General features: G+C 34.2%; 17 protein-coding genes. 10 read left to right on the plus strand and 7 right to left on the minus strand.

The annotated features are described in order from the left end of the window. The first annotated feature begins 204 nt into the window (after nucleotides 1-204). Nucleotides 205-2,811, plus strand: a complete 2,607-nt coding sequence (gene topA / locus BN1226_RS09690; protein ID WP_044471025.1) for a type I DNA topoisomerase — start codon at nucleotides 205-207, stop codon at nucleotides 2,809-2,811. 236 nt (nucleotides 2,812-3,047) lie between these two features. Further along, the gene (gene cspD, locus BN1226_RS09695; RefSeq protein ID WP_044471026.1) at nucleotides 3,048-3,257 is read left to right on the plus strand and encodes a cold shock domain-containing protein CspD; all 210 of its coding nucleotides are present in this window, start codon (nucleotides 3,048-3,050) and stop codon (nucleotides 3,255-3,257) included. Nucleotides 3,258-3,397: 140 nt separating this feature from the next. Here the strand turns inward: cspD and tdeA are convergent, their stop codons facing one another. The 3 genes from tdeA to BN1226_RS09710 form a co-directional block, all read right to left on the minus strand. Continuing rightward, a complete protein-coding gene (tdeA, locus tag BN1226_RS09700; RefSeq protein ID WP_044471027.1) occupies nucleotides 3,398-4,789 on the minus strand; it encodes a toxin/drug exporter TdeA in 1,392 nt (463 codons plus the stop codon). Between the two features lie 147 nt (nucleotides 4,790-4,936). Continuing rightward, nucleotides 4,937-6,868, minus strand: a complete 1,932-nt coding sequence (locus BN1226_RS09705) for a MacB family efflux pump subunit (protein ID WP_044471028.1) — start codon at nucleotides 6,866-6,868, stop codon at nucleotides 4,937-4,939. A gap of 18 nt (nucleotides 6,869-6,886) precedes the next feature. Beyond that, a complete protein-coding gene (locus BN1226_RS09710; protein WP_044471029.1) occupies nucleotides 6,887-8,071 on the minus strand; it encodes an efflux RND transporter periplasmic adaptor subunit in 1,185 nt (394 codons plus the stop codon). 356 nt (nucleotides 8,072-8,427) lie between these two features. Between BN1226_RS09710 and glnS the strand changes: the two genes are divergently transcribed. The 3 genes from glnS to BN1226_RS09720 all read left to right on the plus strand — a co-directional run bounded on the left by glnS (nucleotide 8,428) and on the right by BN1226_RS09720 (nucleotide 10,840). Continuing rightward, nucleotides 8,428-10,092, plus strand: a complete 1,665-nt coding sequence (gene glnS, locus BN1226_RS09715; RefSeq protein ID WP_044471030.1) for a glutamine--tRNA ligase — start codon at nucleotides 8,428-8,430, stop codon at nucleotides 10,090-10,092. Continuing rightward, nucleotides 10,092-10,238 (plus strand): hypothetical protein, encoded by a 147-nt coding sequence (locus BN1226_RS10855; protein ID WP_005758857.1) that lies wholly within the window; start codon nucleotides 10,092-10,094, stop codon nucleotides 10,236-10,238. The genes glnS and BN1226_RS10855 overlap by 1 nt, the downstream gene beginning before the upstream one ends. Nucleotides 10,239-10,399: 161 nt before the next feature. Further along, nucleotides 10,400-10,840, plus strand: a complete 441-nt coding sequence (locus BN1226_RS09720; RefSeq protein ID WP_005758889.1) for a YcgN family cysteine cluster protein — start codon at nucleotides 10,400-10,402, stop codon at nucleotides 10,838-10,840. A 29-nt stretch (nucleotides 10,841-10,869) separates the two neighbouring features. On the opposite strand, the gene BN1226_RS09725 is transcribed toward BN1226_RS09720, so the two are convergent. Next, nucleotides 10,870-11,493: a DedA family protein gene (locus BN1226_RS09725; protein WP_044471031.1), complete on the minus strand. Its 624-nt coding sequence runs from the start codon at nucleotides 11,491-11,493 to the stop codon at nucleotides 10,870-10,872. Between the two features lie 244 nt (nucleotides 11,494-11,737). Between BN1226_RS09725 and rplY the strand changes: the two genes are divergently transcribed. Further along, nucleotides 11,738-12,025 carry a 50S ribosomal protein L25 gene (rplY, locus tag BN1226_RS09730; RefSeq protein WP_005759123.1) on the plus strand — a complete coding sequence of 96 codons (288 nt, stop codon included), beginning with the start codon at nucleotides 11,738-11,740 and terminating at the stop codon, nucleotides 12,023-12,025. Between the two features lie 109 nt (nucleotides 12,026-12,134). On the opposite strand, the gene BN1226_RS09735 is transcribed toward rplY, so the two are convergent. Continuing rightward, a complete protein-coding gene (locus tag BN1226_RS09735; protein WP_044471032.1) occupies nucleotides 12,135-12,689 on the minus strand; it encodes a nitroreductase family protein in 555 nt (184 codons plus the stop codon). 198 nt (nucleotides 12,690-12,887) lie between these two features. On the opposite strand from BN1226_RS09735, the gene sppA reads away from it, so the two are divergent. The 4 genes from sppA (at nucleotide 12,888) to BN1226_RS09755 (ending at nucleotide 18,350) form a co-directional block, all read left to right on the plus strand. Beyond that, nucleotides 12,888-14,768, plus strand: coding sequence for a signal peptide peptidase SppA (gene sppA / locus BN1226_RS09740; protein ID WP_044471156.1), 1,881 nt, complete (start codon nucleotides 12,888-12,890; stop codon nucleotides 14,766-14,768). A gap of 220 nt (nucleotides 14,769-14,988) precedes the next feature. Continuing rightward, entirely contained in the window at nucleotides 14,989-16,038 is a 1,050-nt protein-coding gene (locus BN1226_RS09745) for a 3-deoxy-7-phosphoheptulonate synthase (protein ID WP_044471033.1), read from the plus strand. 77 nt (nucleotides 16,039-16,115) lie between these two features. Further along, nucleotides 16,116-17,243, plus strand: a complete 1,128-nt coding sequence (gene tyrA, locus BN1226_RS09750; RefSeq protein WP_044471034.1) for a bifunctional chorismate mutase/prephenate dehydrogenase — start codon at nucleotides 16,116-16,118, stop codon at nucleotides 17,241-17,243. A 135-nt stretch (nucleotides 17,244-17,378) separates the two neighbouring features. Further along, nucleotides 17,379-18,350 (plus strand): oxidoreductase, encoded by a 972-nt coding sequence (locus BN1226_RS09755; RefSeq protein WP_044471035.1) that lies wholly within the window; start codon nucleotides 17,379-17,381, stop codon nucleotides 18,348-18,350. 49 nt (nucleotides 18,351-18,399) lie between these two features. On the opposite strand, the gene purR is transcribed toward BN1226_RS09755, so the two are convergent. Together purR and can are read right to left on the minus strand one after the other, a co-directional pair. Continuing rightward, nucleotides 18,400-19,404, minus strand: a complete 1,005-nt coding sequence (gene purR, locus BN1226_RS09760; protein WP_044471036.1) for an HTH-type transcriptional repressor PurR — start codon at nucleotides 19,402-19,404, stop codon at nucleotides 18,400-18,402. Between the two features lie 320 nt (nucleotides 19,405-19,724). Next, the gene (can, locus tag BN1226_RS09765) at nucleotides 19,725-20,426 is read right to left on the minus strand and encodes a carbonate dehydratase (protein WP_044471037.1); all 702 of its coding nucleotides are present in this window, start codon (nucleotides 20,424-20,426) and stop codon (nucleotides 19,725-19,727) included. Nucleotides 20,427-20,554: the final 128 nt, after the last annotated feature.

The following is a 20,554-nucleotide window of genomic DNA, read 5'->3' on the forward strand; positions in this document are numbered from 1 at the left end:
TCACCTTTTATAAAAAAGTTGTTGACCTAGCTATAGAGAGTTGGGCAATATAGCGGCGATATTTGAAATATGTCCAGTAAAACTGATAAATCTCAGCCATACCAATTTTAAAAGCGGGTATCATACTGGATAGATTTCAAATATAAAGCTAATTTACAAAATTAAACAGAATTTTACACCAAACAAAAAAATCAGGTAAGAGAAATGACAAAATCCTTGGTTATTGTGGAATCGCCAGCCAAAGCGAAAACCATTAATAAATATTTAGGTAACAATTATGTAGTGAAATCTAGCGTGGGACATATCCGTGATTTACCCACTGCTGGTACGGCTACAGGTGAAAAAAATAAGCCAGTTTCAACCAAAGGATTAAGCACAGAACAAAAACAAGCGATTAAAGCGGAAAAAGAACAAAAAGCCTTGGTAAAACGTATGGGGATTGACCCTTACCATGGTTGGAAAGCAAATTATCAAATTTTACCAGGAAAGGAAAAAGTTGTTGCTGAACTCAAATCGTTAGCTAAAAAAGCGGATCATATTTATCTTGCAACCGACTTGGATAGAGAAGGAGAAGCAATTGCTTGGCATTTACGTGAAGTAATAGGTGGTGATGATGATCGTTTTAGTCGAGTAGTGTTTAATGAGATTACTAAAAATGCCATTAAACAAGCCTTTGAAAAACCTGAACATTTAAATTTGGATCGTGTTAATGCTCAACAAACACGTCGTTTCTTAGACCGCGTTGTGGGTTTTATGGTATCCCCATTGCTATGGAAAAAAGTAGCTCGAGGTTTATCCGCAGGTCGAGTACAGTCTGTTGCAGTAAAACTCATTGTTGAACGTGAACGTGAAATCAAAGCTTTCCAACCAGAAGAATATTGGGAAGTGGCAGTAGTTACTAAAACGGCTGATAAAGCACAGATTCGTTTAGATGTTACTGATTATAAAGGCAAGAAATTTGCACCTAAGAATGAGAAAGATGCTAAAAGTGCGGTAGATTTTTTAGAAAAATCGGACTATTTAGTTTCAGATTTAGAAACTAAGCCGACTACATCAAAACCAAGAGCGCCTTTTATCACATCAACATTACAACAAACAGCCAGTACCCGTTTAGGCTTTAGTGTGAAGAAAACAATGATGTTAGCTCAACGTTTGTATGAGGCAGGCTATATTACTTATATGCGTACGGATTCAACTAATTTAAGCCAAGATGCATTAAATATGACTCGAGCGTACATCGAGGAAAAATTTGGTTCTAAATATCTTCCTGTAAAGCCTAATTTTTATTCAAGTAAAGATAATGCCCAAGAAGCTCATGAAGCTATTCGTCCATCGGATGTGAATGTGCATGCAGATCATTTACATGGAATGGAAAAAGATGCTGTACGTTTATATGATTTGATTTGGCGTCAATTACTGGCTTGTCAAATGACAGCGGCACAATATGATAGCTCTACATTAACAGTCACGGCTGGCGATTATACGCTTAAAGCAAAAGGTCGTATTTTACGTTTTGATGGTTGGACAAAAGTATTACCACAAACCACTAAATCACCTGAAGACCAAGAATTACCAGCGGTTGAATTACACCACAAATTAACGTTAAAAGAAGTGCAACCTTCTCAACATTTTACTAAACCACCATCACGTTTTACCGAAGCAGCATTAGTAAAAGAGTTAGAAAAACGTGGTATTGGTCGTCCTTCAACTTATGCAACCATTATTTCAACGATTCAAGATCGCGGTTATGTTTATACCGAAAATCGTCGTTTCTATGCTGAAAAAATGGGGGAAATTGTTACAGATCGTCTAAATCAATCATTCAGTGAATTAATGAGTTATGATTTCACTGCAAGTTTAGAAGATATGTTAGACCAAATCGCTAATGGTCAAAAAAATTGGAAAACAGAATTAAACCAATTCTTTAAAGATTTTTCTAGTCAATTAACTACCGCAGAATTAGATGAGCTTGAAGGAGGAATGAAACCTAATAGTTTGGTGATGACAGATATTAAATGTCCAACTTGTAATCGTCCGATGGCAATTCGTACAGCAAGCACTGGTGTATTTTTAGGTTGTTCAGGTTATGCATTGCCACCTAAAGAGCGTTGTAAAACCACAATTAATTTAATTCCTGAAGCTGAATTATTAAATGTATTAGATGAAGCGTCAGAAACTAAAGCATTAATGGAACGTAAGCGTTGCCCTAAATGTGGTACAGCTATGGATAGTTATATAATTGATCCTGCTCGTAAAATTCATATTTGTGGTAACAATCCAAATTGTGATGGTTATGTCATTGAACAAGGTTCATTCAAAATTAAAGGTTATGATGGTCCAATTGTTGAATGTGACAAATGCGGTGCGGATATGCACTTAAAACTTGGTCGTTTTGGTAAATATATGGCTTGTACAAATTGTGATAATACCAGAAAAATCTTGAAAAATGGTGAAGTTGCCCCGCCAAAAGAAGAGCCAACACATTTCCCAGAATTAAAATGTGAAAAATCAGATGCTTATTTTGTATTACGAGATGGTGCGAGCGGTGTATTTATGTCAGCTCATAACTTCCCTAAATCTCGAGAAACAAGAGCGCCTAAAGTGGCTGAATTAGTGAAATTTAAAGAACGTTTACCTGAGAAGTTGCGTTATTTAGCTGAAGCACCACAAAAAGATCCAGAAGGTAATGAGACAATTATTCGTTTCAGTCGTAAAGAAAAACGTCAATATGTCACCTCTGAAAAAGCTGGTAAAGCAACAAAATGGATTGTAGATTATTTAGATGGGAAATGGATACCACGCAACAAATAATTCATTTTTAATGACAATACTTTTCTTACTAAAGAGTAACTTAATATGCGATTATTTAAGTTACTCTTTTTATTTTCCCATTAATTTTGTGATCTCCGTTGGATTTTCAATATTTGATTGTTGATAATCAATTACATTTTATCAACAATAAGAGCCGTTTAGGAAATAAGGCATACTAAGTCTTATTGAGTAGTAACGTTGTCTGAAAAGACTAAAAGCCACATTAGAGGTAATTTATGGAAGTCGGTGTTGTAAAATGGTTTAATAATGCAAAAGGATTTGGTTTTATTAACGCAGAAGGTAGTGATGTCGATATTTTTGCGCATTATTCAGTAATTGAGATGGATGGTTATCGTTCGTTAAAAGCAGGTCAAAAAGTTAATTTTGAGGTTATTCACGGCGAAAAAGGTTCACACGCTACCAAAATTATTCCTATTGTAGAATAATTTCACTAAACACTCTTTATTTGTCATTTTATTTGAAAAGGCTGGGCTAATCACCAGCCTTTTTATCTTATTGATCAGAAAAAAGTGCGGTTAAAATTTTAAAAATTCTAACCGCACTTTTTATTTCTACAAGACCTATATTAATATTTAGGTGTGTAATAACCCGCCATTGAACTGTAAATCGCATTTTCATTTTGAATAACACTATATTTTGCATTCAAGATGGAAACTTGAGAAGAACGTTCAGTATTGATTGCAGATAGCCAATCTTTTAAATCTGAAACGCCTGCGTCATAACGATTTTTATAATATTGAGCAATACGTTTATCATAGTCATAACGTTTTTGTAAATTGCTGAAATTTTGTTGTGATTGAGTATAAGCAAAGTAGTGAGTGTCAATTTCATTCAATGCAGTAGTAATACTTTGTTCATAGTTAATACGAGCTGTCTCATAAGCCGCTTCAGAGATTTTGACATTCCATTTTACACGATTCCAATCTAAGAATGGGAGGCTAATACCTACCGTTCCTACAGCAATTGGATTATCTAATGCATTACTAATTTTATTACCACTTGAAGAAAGGCCTGCACCTAAAGTAATTTCAGGGAACCAACTTTTTTGTGTCGATTTAGCATCTTTAAATGCACTATTTAAACGATATAAATAGCCTCGTACATCAGGTCGGTTACCAATAGTTGAAATAGGTACATTTAAGTTTACCCCAGCGAGTTTCACATTAAGAATATGGGGTAAATTCAGATTTAATGCTTCATTTGGTTTTATGTTTAGTAAATTACGCAGCGTTTGTTCTGCGGTCTTTTGTGTTGTTTGATAATTAATTAAATTGTTACGAGCTGTAAGTAATGCTTGTTGAGATTGATCGGTACTCGCACGATCTTCAACACCTTGAGTTAAACGGTTTTGCATAATAGTGTTGATTTGCGAATAATATTTAATGGTGTCATTTGTTGCCGCAATAGCATCATTTAGGTAAGCAAGCTGGTAATAAGTGACAACCACAGCATTGATTAATGAAAGGCGAGTAGCTTCCATATCTTGTTGAGTTGCTTGATATGCCCATTCCCCAGCTGATGCTGCATCAGCTAAACGACGCCATAAATCTAGAGTGTAATTTACACTTAATGAGGCACCGTGGCTGATTGTTGATGCATTATTTGCTACAGTTTGTGTGGAGTGATGTGTTGCACGACTTGCTGAAGAGCTTGTAGAACCACTAAATGTTGGAACTAAATTTGCACCTAATAAATTTGCTTTATAAAGTGCAGCATTAACAGAAATCGCTGCTTTAGCTAAATCTTTATTATTTAATAAGGCTTGTTCAACGAGTCGGTTGAGTTGTGTATCATTATACAACGTCCACCAATTATCTTTGATATTGAATTGTTTTGTAACTTCTTCATATTGTTTAAAATCATCTTGCGATGCTTTGTATGAATCATCAATGTTTGCACAACTGACTAGAGTTGTGGAGAACAAAACTGTTAAGGCTAATTGAGTAAGTTTTAACATTAATATTTCCTTTTATTGGAAAAAGTGCGGTAGATATTTTGAAAAAATTTCACTGCATGCTTGCTATTATTTATGTGAATGAACGTTCGTTCAGTATGTGGCGATATTGTAACAGAAAAATTTATTTTTTCTAATTTTTTCTACGATCTATTCACGAGTTAAAGCGGTAATTGGATTTAGTTCTGCTGCGTTTTTAGCTGGCATATAACCGAATATAACGCCAATTAAGGTTGAACAGAGTACTGCCGCTACAATGGAGAATGTAGAGAAGGACATAGTAAAGTCATGCATAAATACATTAAAAACTTCACCAATAATGAGCGAAAGTAAAATCCCTGAAAGCCCGCCAATCATACAAATAAGCACAGCTTCAATTAGAAATTGTTGAAGTATATTGTTTTTTCGTGCGCCAATTGCCATACGTATTCCAATTTCTTTCGTCCGTTCTGTAACAGAAACAAGCATGATATTCATTACTCCAATTCCTCCTACAATCAATGAAATAAACGCAATTGAGGAGATCAACAATTTCATTGTGCCTGTTGTGCTTTCAATGGTTTGCTTGATGGTGTCATTATTCATTATAAAAAAGTCTTTTTTGCCATGGCGTACTAACAAATATTCCGTTAAACTTTTTTCAGCTACTGTTGTATTCACATTATCTGCGACTTTTACGGTAATTGAGCCGATCTTAACCCCTCCTGTAACTTTATTCATCACTGTTGTATAAGGCGCATAAAGCGTTAATGAGCTACTTGCTGCACCCATTTGACGATCTGAAACTACACCAATGATGCGAAATGGACGTTTTGAAAATATCACAATTTTATCAATAGGGTCATCATTTGGAAAAAGTGCTTTTTTAGCACTTTGATCTAATAGTGCGACTTGTGCGCTTTCGATAATGTCTTTTGTCTGAATTGTTCGTCCTTGTAATAGTTTCATTCCTTCTACATTAAAATATTGTTCACCAATGCCACGTAAGTTAGTTGAAGTAAAGGCTTGATTTCCATAAATTAATAAGCCACTTGCAGCACTATTAGGTGTAACACTTTGCACATAACTTTGTTTAGCAAGGGCGTTAGCATCATTAACTGTTAGGTTTTGCATCTGTTCTGCACGGCGATCGCCAAATCCAGTTCCATTAAAAATGGTCATGGTATTTGTGCCTAATCCATTAATATTAGAAAGAATTTTTTGTTGTGATCCATTCCCTAATGCCACCACAGAAACTACGGAAGTAATCCCGATAATAATCCCTAGCATAGTTAATAAAGAACGTAATTTATGAGCAATAATTGCACTAACTGACATTTTAAATGCTTCAATTAATTGGTCTTTACTAAAGGTAAAGCGAGGAGAGGGAATAATTGGTTTGGAATCAGATTCAACTACAGATGCTTTTTGTGTATCGCTAATAATTTCACCATCTTTGATTTCAATAATGCGATTAGCAGTAGCTGCGATTTCACGGTCGTGAGTAACCATAATGATGGTATGACCTTCACTATGTAATTGACGAAGAATTGTCATCACATTTTGACCACTTTGAGAATCTAATGCTCCTGTAGGTTCATCGGCAAGAATAATTTCTCCGCCATTCATAAGTGCACGAGCAATACTGACCCGTTGTTGTTGTCCTCCAGACAATTCACTCGGTTTATTGTATGCTTTGTCACTTAAGCCTAATTTGTTCAACAGTTGTTGTGCATAAGCGAGACGCTCTGATTGAGGTTTTCCTGCATAAATTGCCGGTAATGCTACATTTTCAGCTGCGGTTAAAGAGGCTAGTAGGTTATAGCGCTGAAAGATGAAACCAAATTTCTGGCTCCGTAAATCAGCGAGTTGATCTGAGCTTAATTCATTGGTTTCTTTTCCATCAATTTTGTATGAGCCGTTACTTGCGGTATCCAGGCAACCTATAATATTCATTAAAGTTGATTTTCCTGAACCTGATTGACCGATAATTGCTACGAAGTCACCTTTTTCAATATTGATAGAAATATTTTTCAGAACATGGACTTGGTTTTTGCCTTCACCAAAATAACGATTAAGCTTATTTATTTCAATAATATTCATTAAATTTACACCGCACTTTTAAAATAAACGAGGTCCACGGTTACTGTTTCCAACTTTTTCACCTTCAGCGACTTGTGACAAGATCACTTTATCACCTTCATTTAGCCCTGACTTGATTTCAGTATGATAATCATCCTGTATGCCAATTATAACTTCGCATTCTTCAGGTTGATTTTGTGCGGTTAAGCGTGTCACGAAATATTTTTCTTCTCGTTTTTTCAATGCCATATTAGAGACGGTTAATACATTTTTAACACTGGCAATCTTAATTTTATTTTCCGTAGTCATACCAATTCGCAAGATACGATTAGGATTGTCAACTTCCATATTAGCATAGTAATAAATAGCCGCAGTGGAACTAGAAGATGAGGAAGAGGTTGTTGTACTACTGGTTGATTTAGCATCTGTATTTGTAGTGGTCGCAGGATCTACAGAGGCTATTATGGCGTTATAAACTGTTGAGCGATCTGAAAGAATAGTAAAGGATACTTCTTGTCCTGATTTAACCTGAGTAATATCGCCCTCTGAAATTTCGGGTTTTATTAACATTTTATTCAAGTTTGCAACAGTGACAATCGTTGGAGTGGTTTGATTCGCATTAACAGTTTGGCCTTCAGAGATTGGAGTTGAAATTACGGTTCCATCAATCGGTGAAGTAATTTTAGTATAACCAACATTAGTTTCCGCTGTATTAACTTCAATTTCAGCTTGTTTGATTGATTCTTCTAAAGCATCCATTTCCGCTTTGGCAATATCTAAAGTACTTTTTGCTGTATTTAAAGTATCAAGAGAAGTAGCTTGTTGTTTATATAATTTAGATAAACGGTTATAACTGGATAAGGCAACTTCAAAGGTGGTTTTTTTTGCTTTTAATTGAGCTTGATAACTTGCTAATGCTGCTTTTTTAGTATTCAGATTATTGGTTTGAGTCGTTGAATCAATGTTAGCAATTAAGTCACCTTTTTTTACATCTTGACCTAAAGTGACATAAAGTTTTGTGATTTTTCCTGAAACTTGGGCACCAACATCGACTTTATTTGAACTTTCAATTGATCCAGAGGCAACAACAGTTTTTTCAATATTACTGCGCTGAACATTTTCCGTTAAATAGGTAGGGGCTTTTTTGCCAGTATTTATAAAATAGTAGCTCCCACTTGCTACCATTATCGCCAATAAGCTAATTGCTAAATATTTTTTGTTCATAACTTCCAATGCCCATAAATCAAAGAGAAAGTGTAATACATGTTTATTGAGTCTTGATGAATATCAACATTATCAAACTGAATAGTCTACATTGGGTTTCATCATTAAAATTCTTAATGGTGTTGAATATTTTATCATCAAATGCGAAATTACCAATGTGAAAATCAAAATGAGATGACTTCTATTAGAAATAATTTTACTAATTAAGTTCATTATAACCTAATGAAATAGAAAAATGAGAAGTTCATTTTATATAAGTAAAACTTATGATACTAACCCTGAGAGCTTTTGTTATCTTATTAAACAGTGTAAAATAATCAGAATTTTTTAATTAAAACAAGATGAGTGAAAGATAAATGGATAATAACGAAATTCTTACAGATGAAACTCGCCCGACAAACTTCATCCGTCAAATTATTGATGAAGATCTTGCTTCAGGTAAACATAATAATGTCTATACACGTTTTCCTCCAGAACCTAATGGCTATTTGCACATTGGACATGCTAAATCAATTTGTTTAAATTTTGGTATTGCAAAAGATTACCAAGGTAAATGTAACTTACGTTTTGATGATACAAACCCAGTAAAAGAAGATGTTGAATATGTTGATTCAATCAAACAAGACGTAGAATGGTTAGGTTTTAAATGGGAAGGCGAACCGCATTATGCATCAGATTATTTTGATCAACTCTATGGTTATGCCATTGAGTTAATTGAAAAAGGTTTAGCATATGTAGATGAGCTCTCGCCAGAACAAATGCGTGAATATCGTGGAACTTTAACTGAACCTGGTAAAAATAGCCCATATCGTGATCGTAGTGTAGAAGAAAATTTAGCTTTATTTGAAAAAATGAAAAATGGTGAATTCGAAGAGGGTAAAGCAGCATTACGTGCGAAAATTGATATGGCATCGCCATTTATGGTAATGCGTGACCCTGTCATTTATCGCATTAAATTTGCTACTCATCACCAAACTGGAGATAAATGGTACATTTATCCAATGTATGATTTTACGCACTGTATTTCAGATGCGATCGAACGAATTACTCATTCATTATGTACATTAGAATTTCAAGATAATCGCCGTTTATATGATTGGGTGTTAGAACATATTTCAATTGAACGTCCATTGCCACATCAATATGAATTTTCACGTTTAAATTTAGAAGGTACCTTAACTTCAAAACGTAAATTATTGAAATTAGTCACAGATGGTGTGGTTGATGGTTGGAATGATCCTCGTATGCCAACTATTTCGGGTTTACGTCGTCGTGGTTATACACCAGCATCATTACGTGAATTCTGTCGTCGTATTGGGGTAACAAAACAGGATAATGTAGTAGAGTATTCGGCTTTAGAAAGCTGTATTCGTGATGATTTGAATACTAATGCTCCACGTGCAATGGCAGTTTTAAATCCATTACGTATTGTAATTGAAAACTTTGGTGACAAAGAAATATTAACTGCACCAAATCATCCTAATTATCCTGAATTAGGAACACATGAAATGCCATTTACAAAAGAAATTTATATTGATCAAGCAGATTTCCGTGAAGAAGCTAATAAACAATATAAACGTTTAGTATTAGGCAAAGAAGTTCGTTTACGTCATGCTTATGTAATAAAAGCTGAACGTTGTGATAAAGATGATAATGGCAATATCACTACCGTATATTGTACTTATGATCCTGAAACATTAGGTAAAAACCCAGCGGATGGGCGTAAAGTAAAAGGGGTTATTCATTGGGTGTCAGCAACTGAAAATGTGCCAGCAGAATTCCGTGTTTATAATCGCCTCTTTAATCTCCCTAATCCAGGTGCTGAGGAAGATATTATTGCGGCAATTAACCCAGAGTCACTTGTTGTAAAACATGGTGTAGTGGAAACAAGTTTAGCCAATGCAGAACCTGAAAAAGCTTACCAATTTGAACGAGAAGGTTACTACTGTGCAGATAATAAAGATAGCAAACTAGGTAATTTGGTATTTAATTTAACCGTAAGCTTAAAAGAAGGTTTCTAATGAAAGCATTTATTTTAGTGATATTAGCAGCAACATTAATGACAGCTTGTGCAAATAAAGATATTTATTTTAATGGCTCAGAAGGTTCACATTCTGGTCTTAAATATGATCATCACACAGATAAAGTATCAGTAAATAATCAATAATTGACAATATCAATATTGAAAGTGCGGTTGGAATTTATAAAATTTTGACTGCACTTTCTTATTTACAATAAAGATATCATGATATTGATTAAAAATTTTATTGAGCTTGTTAGATAGCTGATAGCTTAGACATTCATTACCTTGAATAAAAAGAAACAATCATGCAATTAGAGCCTGAATTTTGGAAACATAAAACGCTGTTAGAGATGAATGATGCTGAATGGGAAGCATTATGTGATGGCTGTGGTAAATGTTGTTATCGTAAATTTATTGAAGGCCAGGGAAAGCGCGAAAGACTTTATTTTACCCGTATTGCTTGCAATTTATTAAACTGTGAAACAGGAAAGTGCCGAGATTATCAACATCGTTTTGAGATAGAAGAAGACTGTACTAAATTAACAAAAGATAATTTACCTGATTTTGGTTGGTTACCTAAAACCTGTGCTTATCGTTTACTTTATGAAAATAAACCTTTAAATGCTTGGCATCCTTTAATTTCAGGGAGTTATGATTCTGTTATTAAGGCGAAAGTGTTAATTCAGAATGGGATTAATGAAGATAATGTTATCGATTGGTTTGAATTTATTATTGATGAGCAATAAAAAGTGCGGTATTTAACCGCACTTTTTATTTAATCTTGAATATTGTCGTGATCTTGTTTTTGTTGTTTTTTACTTTTATAAATTTTCCAACCCACAAATAAAAGCACTAAGGCAAGAATACTATAGATACCCATTTGGCCTTTTTTGATTTGTGCTTCAATCCACTCATGGTTATTACCACCATGAAACCCTAAATAAACCCAAATCGGCACAGAAATAATCGCTGCGGAAAAATCAAGAAGTGCAAAACGAGGATAGCTGACACGACGAGTAATACCTGATACAGTATAAATAGGTGCTCGTAAGCCTGGTAAGAATCGAGCGATAAATAATACACGACTACCATATTTATCAAATTTTTCACGTACCATTTTGAGGCGTTGTAGTGTCATAATTTTTCGAATAGGGCGAAAACGCAAAATTTTTACACCATAAATACGACCTAGCCAATACATTACACTATCACCAGCAAGGACGCCGATCATGCTTACTACGACCATAATATGTGGATCTGCATAACCTAAACCAGCAATAATCCCCCCAGATACTAAAGTGATGTCTTCTGGAATTGGGACACCAAATCCGCAAATGATTAAAACGAGCAGTACGGCTAAATAACCATAATTAATAAAAAAATCTATTAGTATATCCATATGGTATTATTCTCTAAGTATGTTATTTCTTCACTGAAAATTGCTATTATTGTGCCTTTTTTAGATAAAAATAGCCAGTCTAATTTAGTAATTTATTTATACTAATATTGTGATTTTATTTGATTTTTTAAATTGGATTACTTATAATCCACAGGCTCAAAAAAGTCTTTGAGCCAAATTATGAAAATTGCTGGGTCGCCTGCAATTTTTGAAAGATTAATTTTTAATTTAAGAGAACATTAAAATGGCATTTAAATTTAACGCTGAAGTTCGTTCTACGCAAGGTAAGGGTGCGAGCCGCCGCCTTCGTAATAATGGTCAATTTCCTGCGATCGTTTATGGTGGTAAAGAAGCACCTGTTTCAATCGTATTAAATCACGATGAAGTAAACAATGCTCAAGCACAAGATGAATTCTATTCTGACGTCATTACACTAGTTATTGATGGTAAAGAAGTGGCAGTAAAAGTGCAAGCGATGCAACGCCACCCATTCAAACCAAAACTAGTTCACATTGACTTTAAACGTGTTTAATTAGTTTGTTTATAGAAAAACACCAATAATCTAAATTATTGGTGTTTTTTTATGCTTAATGCTGTCTTCAAATAAAATTTTATCAAAACCGACCGCACTTGAAGAAAAACTATAAGTAAGATACAAAATCTGCGGTATTGACGATTTTAGGCTCACGAGCTTCTTTTTCGCCAGCGGTTCCGATCATAAGTAGTGATACAATTTTATCATCTTTTTGACAATTTAAAGCTTGGCGTAATTCTGTTCCATCAACCCAAGGTCCCGTTAGCCAAACATTATCAAAACCTTGTGCATTTGCAGCAAGTTGTATGGCATAAGCTGAACATCCAGCCGTTAACATTTGCTCCCAACCAGGCACTTTATCAATATTTTTATCAATTTTAGCCACAACGGCAATCATCATTGGAGCAATAGAGGCAATTTTTTCTGCTTTTTGTAAGCGTTTTTCATCTAGCTTTAACTCAACTACGGCCGCTTTTAATAACTCTGCTAATTTAGCTAGTTTTGGTTTTTCAATCACAATAAAACGATAAGGTTGTAATTTACCATGGTCTGGCACATGAGTTGCTGCTTGAAAAATTATTTCTAATTGTTGTTTATTGGGAACTGGGTTTGATAATTTTTTATCTGAACGGCGAGTTGTTAATAAAGTTAAGGCATCCATATATAATCCTTGTATTTAAATTGTAGTATTTTTTAGTATTCTACCGCAAATCTTTGCTTAGAATAGTCATAAACTTAAATAAATTTATATGGAGTTCGCAATAATACTTTATGCCGACTTTATTCAACGGTAAACTAATGGCACGATTGGTGATAAATTTTGTCCAAATAAAGAGGCGTAAGGAGATTTATGCAAAGTATTTGTAAACTTTTTAAATGGTGTTGGAAAGGCTTAACTTTTATTCGTGACTGTGTTATGAATTTGTTTTTCCTTTTTTTTATCTTTTTATTCATGTCAATAATTAGTCTCACCAGTGCATTAAAAGAAAAACCCGTATTAGAAGGTGAACAAGGCGCATTATTGATCAATTTATATGGTTATCTGGCTGATGAACGTGGTGATCATTTAAATTGGCAAAGTGCATATCAAGAAATTAATGGTGAAAAAGTTCCTCACCAATATTCTACCTTTGATGTATTTTATGCTATTGAAAGTGCGGCACAAGATGAGCGAATTAAAGGTTTAGTGTTAGATTTAAATCATCTTGAGGGTGCAGATATTCCTGCTTTAACTTATCTTGGAAAAGCTATTCAGGATTTTCAATCTACAGGCAAATCAGTGATTGCATATGCAGATAATTATACTCAAGCCCAATATTTATTGGCCAGTTATGCGGATGAAATTTATTTAAATAAGATAGGTGAAGTCGGTATTGAAGGATTATCAGCACAAAATCTTTATTTTAAATCTATGTTAGAAAAATTAGAGGTTACGCCACATATTTTTCGTGTCGGTACCTATAAGTCTGCTGTAGAACCGTTTTTACGTGACAATATGTCAGAAGAAGCAAGAGATAACCTAAAGCAATGGCTTTACCCAATGTGGTCAAATTATCAAGATATCATTGCACAAAATCGTCAAATTGATAAAGGAATGGTATTGCCTAAAGCATCACAATACCTCACTGAGTTAAAGAAACTCAATGGAAATAATACAGATTATGCCAAACAACGTAAATTAATAACAGAAACCGTGACTCGTTTAGATTTATCTAAAAAATTAATTGCACTTTTTGGCGAAAATAAAGAAAAACAACCTAAAATGGTTGAATTTGAGACTTATCTTGCATCATTACCAGACCGTATGAATGGTGAAAGTGAGGGATTGATATCCTCAGAAAATAAAATTGCAGTCGTTAATGTTGAAGGGACTATTATCGATGGAGATTCAACAGAACAAGGTGTGGGTGGTGATACTATCGCAAAATTATTACGCCAAGCTTATGATGATGAATCAATAAAAGCTGTAGTATTACGTGTCAATAGCCCTGGCGGGAGTGCATTTGCTTCCGAAATTATTCGACAAGAAACTGAAAATCTGCAAGCTATAGGAAAACCAGTTGTTGTATCAATGGGAAATATGGCAGCTTCAGGTGGATATTGGATTTCAAGTACGGCAGATTACATTGTTGCAGATAAGAATACTTTGACTGGCTCGATTGGCATTTTTGCAATGTTTCCTACATTAGAAAAAACTATAAAGAAAGCGGGTATATCAGCTGACGGATTAGCCACTTCTGAGCTAGTATCTCCTAGTGGCTTTACAGCATTAACTTCCGAGTTAAATGAAAGTTTACAATTGCAAATTGAACATGGTTATGATCGATTCCTTTCTGTGGTTAGCCAAGGCCGTCATTTGTCAAAAGAAGAAGTAGACAAAATTGCACAAGGTCGTGTTTGGTTAGGTCAAGATGCTTATAATAATAAGTTAGTTGATGAAATAGGAGACTTTGATACAGCTGTTGCTCAAGTAGAGAAACTACTAAATGATAAATTGCCAGAGGATAAGAAAGGCGCGGATTACAGTATTGAATGGTTAAGTGATGATCGTGGTTTATTTGGTAGCTTAATGAGAGATTTTAAACGAGGAGCAGAATCATTCTTTAGTTCTTCATTCTATTCTATGCTAGGATTACCAAAGCAACTGAATCAGCTTCAAAATCAACTTAGTATATGGACTCAATTTAATGATCCTAAAGGACAATATCTTTATTGTTTAAATTGTAGTCAAGTTAAATAATCCTGGAATTGTAAAAGCAAATCATTTGATCTGCACCCTAAAAGTTGGGATAAACAACCGACTTATTAAGGTGCAGATTTTTTTATGATTCAATAGCAAGAATTTTTCTCTAATCGTATTTTTTGAATTATTTATTCTTAAGTCTTGAAATGTTTTTATGTATAGTGTAATTTATTTATTACAATTAAATGTAATAAAATATTTAGACTAGGAAGAAAATATGAAAGATAGCATTCACAATATTCATATCGTTGATGAGAAAATATTGATTACCCCCGCAGAATTAAAACAAAAATTACCTTTAACCAATAAATTACGTACACAAATCGAAACGCATCGCCGTGAAATTGCTGATATTGTACATAAAAAAGATAGACGTTTATTAGTCGTGATTGGGCCTTGTTCAATTCATGATCCTATTGCCGCTATTGATTATGCCAAAAGATTAAAAGCATTATCAGATGAGTTAAAAGATCAACTTTATATTGTGATGCGTGTTTATTTTGAAAAACCTCGTACAACGGTAGGATGGAAAGGGCTAATAAATGATCCTCGTATTGATGGATCTTTCCATGTAGAAGAAGGGCTGCATATTGCTCGTCAACTGCTATTAGATTTGGCTAACTTAGGTTTGCCATTGGCGACAGAAGCTTTAGATCCTATGACGCCTCAATATATGGCAGATTTATTTAGTTGGTCTGCAATTGGTGCACGGACTACAGAATCTCAAACTCACCGCGAGTTAGCTTCGGGTTTATCTATGGCAGTTGGCTTTAAGAATGGCACCGATGGTAGTTTATCTACCGCTATTAATGCGTTAAAAGCAGCCTCAATGGGACATAGCTTTATAGGAATCAACCAACATGGTCAAGTAAACTTATTACATACTGAAGGTAATCCTGATGGACATGTGATTTTACGGGGTGGTAAAACACCAAATTATTATCAAGAATTTGTTGAGCAATGCGAACAGGAGCTATTAAAAGCAGGCTTGAAAGCTTCAATTATGATTGATTGTAGCCATGGTAACTCTAATAAAGATTATAAGCGTCAACCAATGGTAGCAGAGAATGCCATTCATCAAATTGTACATGGCAATAGTTCTATTATCGGACTAATGATTGAAAGCCATATTAATGCGGGTAATCAAAGTTCTGAACAACCCATTTCTGAAATGAAATATGGAGTATCAATTACCGATGCTTGTATTAATTGGGAAACTACCGATAGATTATTACGTCAAATTGCTCAAGATTTAAAAAATAAATAATCTTTCTAATATCAATTGTGTGAATATTAGCCATTTTTAATATAATGATGAAAATTTTATGATTAGAGGATATCAGTGTGGAAGCCTTAAAAGAAATTAGAAATGAGATTGATGCATTAGATCGAGAACTCTTAAATATTTTTGCCAAACGCTTAGCATTAGTAAAAAAAGTGGGTGAAATTAAACATCAACATGGTTTACCAATTTATGTACCTGAGCGTGAAACAGATATGTTGAGAGCACGTCGTATAGAAGCGGAAAAAATAGGTGTGCCTGCAGATTTAATAGAAGATGTATTACGTCGTTTAATGCGTGAATCTTACGTTAACGAAAATAATTATGGCTTTAAAACAGTTAATCCTGATATCAAAAAGATTGTTATTGTGGGTGGTAAAGGGAAATTAGGTGGACTTTGGGGCAGATTTCTTATTGCTTCAGGTTATCATGTAGAAGCATTAGGGAGTCAAGATTGGGATCGTGCAGAAGCCATTTTTGCAGATGCTGATGTCGTGATTGTTTGTGTACCTATTGCAAAAACCTTAGATACAATTGAACGTCTAAAACCTTATTTGAAGGATAATATGTTATTAACTGATTTAACCTCTGTTAAACGTCAGCCCTTAGAAAAAATGTTAGAAGTACATCAAGGAGCAGTAGTAGGGTTACATCCTATGTTTGGTCCAGATGTAGCAAGTCTGGCAAAACAAGTTGTAGTTCGTTGTGATGGACGTTTTCCTGAACGTTATGAATGGCTGTTAGAACAAATTCAAATATGGGGAGCAAAAGTCTATCAAGTAGATGCGGTTGAACATGATCATAGTATGACATATATTCAAGCGTTACGTCACTTTGTGACCTTTACTAGCGGGCTACATTTATCTCGTCAACCAGTAAAATTAGCGAGTTTATTAGCATTGTCATCACCTATTTATCGTTTAGAACTGGCTATGATCGGGCGTTTATTTGCGCAAGATGGTGAATTATATGCAGATATTATCATGGATAAACCTGAAAATCTTGCTGTAATAAAAAGTTTACAGAAAAGTTATACGGATAGTCTGGCATTTTTTGAAAATGCTGATAAAGATGGTTTTATCAAAACATTTAATGAAATAAAACAATGGTTTGGAGATTACTCAGAGCAATTTATGAGAGAAAGCCGACAATTATTACAACAAGCAAATGACCATAGACAGCATGATTAGATAACTGATTGCATAGCGTAAATTTTCCAAAAATATACCGCACTTTTATCTTATATTGCATAATTAAAGATGAGTTATTTTGTTTTCATTAAAAAAATAAGTAGAATATATCCTTTTATTTTCTAAGGAGAGTATATGGGTTCAAGTTTAAATGTTGCAATTGCCGCAGAGTTTGATTTATGTGAAAAAGTGGCTGAGTTTTTAGAACAAAGCTCACTGAATATTGAAAAACTTTCCATTGTAGAAATTTATCCATTTTCAGAAGAACAAGGCGTACGTTTCAATAATAAAGCTGTAGCACAATTAACGACAGATAAAGTGGAATGGTCTGACTTTAATTATTTATTTTTTGCGGGTGATTTCAACCATGCGTCATTATTAGCTCAAGCAGCAGAGACAGGATGTGTTGTAATTGATATGAAAGGCATTTGTTCACCTTTATCTGATGTCCCTGTTGTAGTTCCTACAGTGAATAATGAGCAGTTGGTGGAGCTACGTCAACGTAATATTGTTTCATTGCCAGATCCTCAAGTGAGTCAGCTAGCTCTAGCTTTACGAGATATTACTAATGAATCAACTATTCATCAATTAATGGTAAGCTCTTTGCAGCCAGCGTCATATGTTAATGCAGAAACGGTTAGTAGTTTAGTTGGGCAAACTGCACAATTGCTCAATGGTATTCCATTAAATGATGAGCAACAACGTTTAGCCTTTGATGTATTTCCTGCGGCTCCTGTAAATTTAACTGCACAATTACAAAAAGTTTTTTCTCAATTAGATAATGTGGTATTTCACCAAATCCAAGTGCCTGTATTTTATGGCTTAGCACAAATGGTAAGTATAAAATCAGAATATGAATTGAATATTGATAATTTACTTAACCAATGGAATTCTCATGATTTTATTCAATATCATAATGAAAAAATGATTACACCAGTGATTAATGGTGAAATGGAAAGTAACGAGCAGATTATTCAATTACATATCAGTAATGCTGAAAGTATTGATAATGGCGTACAATTTTGGTTAGTGGCAGATGAACAGCGTTTTACCTTGGCGTTTTTAGCGGTGAAACTCGTTGAATTAATCTATGAACAAGGCTATTAATCTATTCTAGAAAAAGAGAAGGCTCATATTATTGAGCCTTTTCGTTTAGTTATAGGATTTTTTTTACTGATTTACGAACCACTAATTCAGGGTGAATTTCAATAGTTTCACGTTTTGCTTCTTTATTACTAATTCGTTCAAAAAGTAATTTTAATGCTCTTTCACCTAAACGTGCTTTGGACTGGTGAATTGTCGTAAGTGGTGGGGCAAAAAATCTTGATGAATGAACATTATCATAACCGATCACAGAAATATCATCAGGCACTCGCAAACCTTTATCTGCAATCGCTGAAATCGCACCTAATGCCATAATATCATTACAACAGAAAACTGCCGTTGGTTTATTTTCCATAGTAAGTAATTTATTCATGCATTCATAGCCATCTTCAGGTTCAAAAGAGCCTTCAAATAACCAATCTGGATTCATTGTTACATTCGCTTCAGACAGAGCTTTCATAAAACCTTGATAACGCTGTTTAGCCGTTACTTTTTTCAATTCTGCACTTAAATAGCCAATTTTTTTATGTCCATTTTCTACTAAATGCTTACCCGCTAAATAACCACCTTCAAAACTATTATCTAGAATTAAATCTGTATCTGGGTTTACAGGGCCCCAGTCCATAACCACCATTGGCATATAACTAAAATCTTTTAATGCATGGCGACTATCATCTAAGTATTCAGAACACATTACTAAAACACCATCAACACGTTTTTTCGCTAGCATTTCTAAATGATTTTTCACTTTATCTGGATCATTTTGTGTATTACATAAAAATAGAGAATAGCCTTGGCGATAACATTGTTCCTCAACGGCATGAATAATTTCTGCAAAATAAGGTGCTTCACTTGTTGTTACAACCATACCAATAGATTTTGTCGTATTTACTTTTAGACTCCTAGCAACCGCACTAGGAGAGTAATTAAGGGCTTTTATTGCATCTATTACAGCTTGTGTGGTTTCATCTGCGACATGACGAGTTTTATTAATCACATGGGAAACGGTTGTAGTGGAAACCCCAGCCATTTTTGCGACATCTTTGATTGTTGCCATATATTTATCTCCTAAAAATTTTATCTATTATAAAGATAGAATGGCATTAGGTTAATCTTTTATAGCTAATAATTACAAAAGTTTGCGGTTTGTCACATATTTTTAATTATAGAAGTATATAAATAGATTTATATCAAGTTTCTTGTTAGAATTAACTAGACAATAATTGATCTAGGAGTGAGAAATGAGCGACTTCGGTTATGCAATGGTAATGGTTGTACTTTCATTAGCTATTGTTGTGGGCTTATCTGTAGCTATTTTTTAATTAACTATAAAATATAAAACCGCACTATTAAAGTGCGGTTTTTTTATGAAAAATTTTATTTTGAATTATCTTCAGGCAACGGGATATTTTTGCGTAAAATATCATCTTCACTAAGGGTTTTTAAACGAGCAATTGCATTACGATAAGAAATTTCCAGGGTTTCTCGACTTGTTGCTAATACACCTTGATCCACTAAATATCCATCATTAACATCATAAATCCAGCCATGCAGCGCTAATTTCTTACCTCGTTTCCAAGCATCTTGGACAATCGAGGCTCGTCCTAAATTATACACTTGTTCCGCCACATTTAGTTTTGTCAGCATATCCGCCCGTTTTTCAGGAGATAGATTACCTAATAAGTGGCTATGTTTAAAATAAATATCTCTAATATGTAATAACCAGTTATTAATTAACCCAAGGTCTTGTTTCGCCATAGCTGCTTTGATGCCGCCACAGTTAGTGTGCCCACAAATAATAATATGCTCAATATCCAAGACATCTACAGCATATTGGACAACAGACAAGCAGTTTAAGTCAGTATGAATAACTTGATTGGCAACATTTCGATGTACAAATAATTCTCCGGGTTCTAAATTTGTCAGTTTTTCTGCTGGAACTCGACTATCTGAGCAACCAATCCATAAATAATGTGGAGTTTGGTGTTCTGCTAATTCTTTGAAATAAGATGAATTTTCTTCTTTCATTCGTATTGCCCAACTATGATTGTTGGCAAAAAGTTGTTCAATTCTATTCATCTAATGATACTCCTAAAGTTCTCTAATCTTTCCTTTAAAAAGGAATTAGTATAGCGGAGTTAGCTATATCTTCAATATTTAATTTAGATTAATGATAGAAGAAAAGTGCGAAAAATTTTTGGAAAACT

Source organism: Mannheimia massilioguelmaensis (genome assembly GCF_000940515.1).
In the GTDB taxonomy this organism is placed as follows: domain Bacteria; phylum Pseudomonadota; class Gammaproteobacteria; order Enterobacterales; family Pasteurellaceae; genus Basfia; species Basfia bettyae.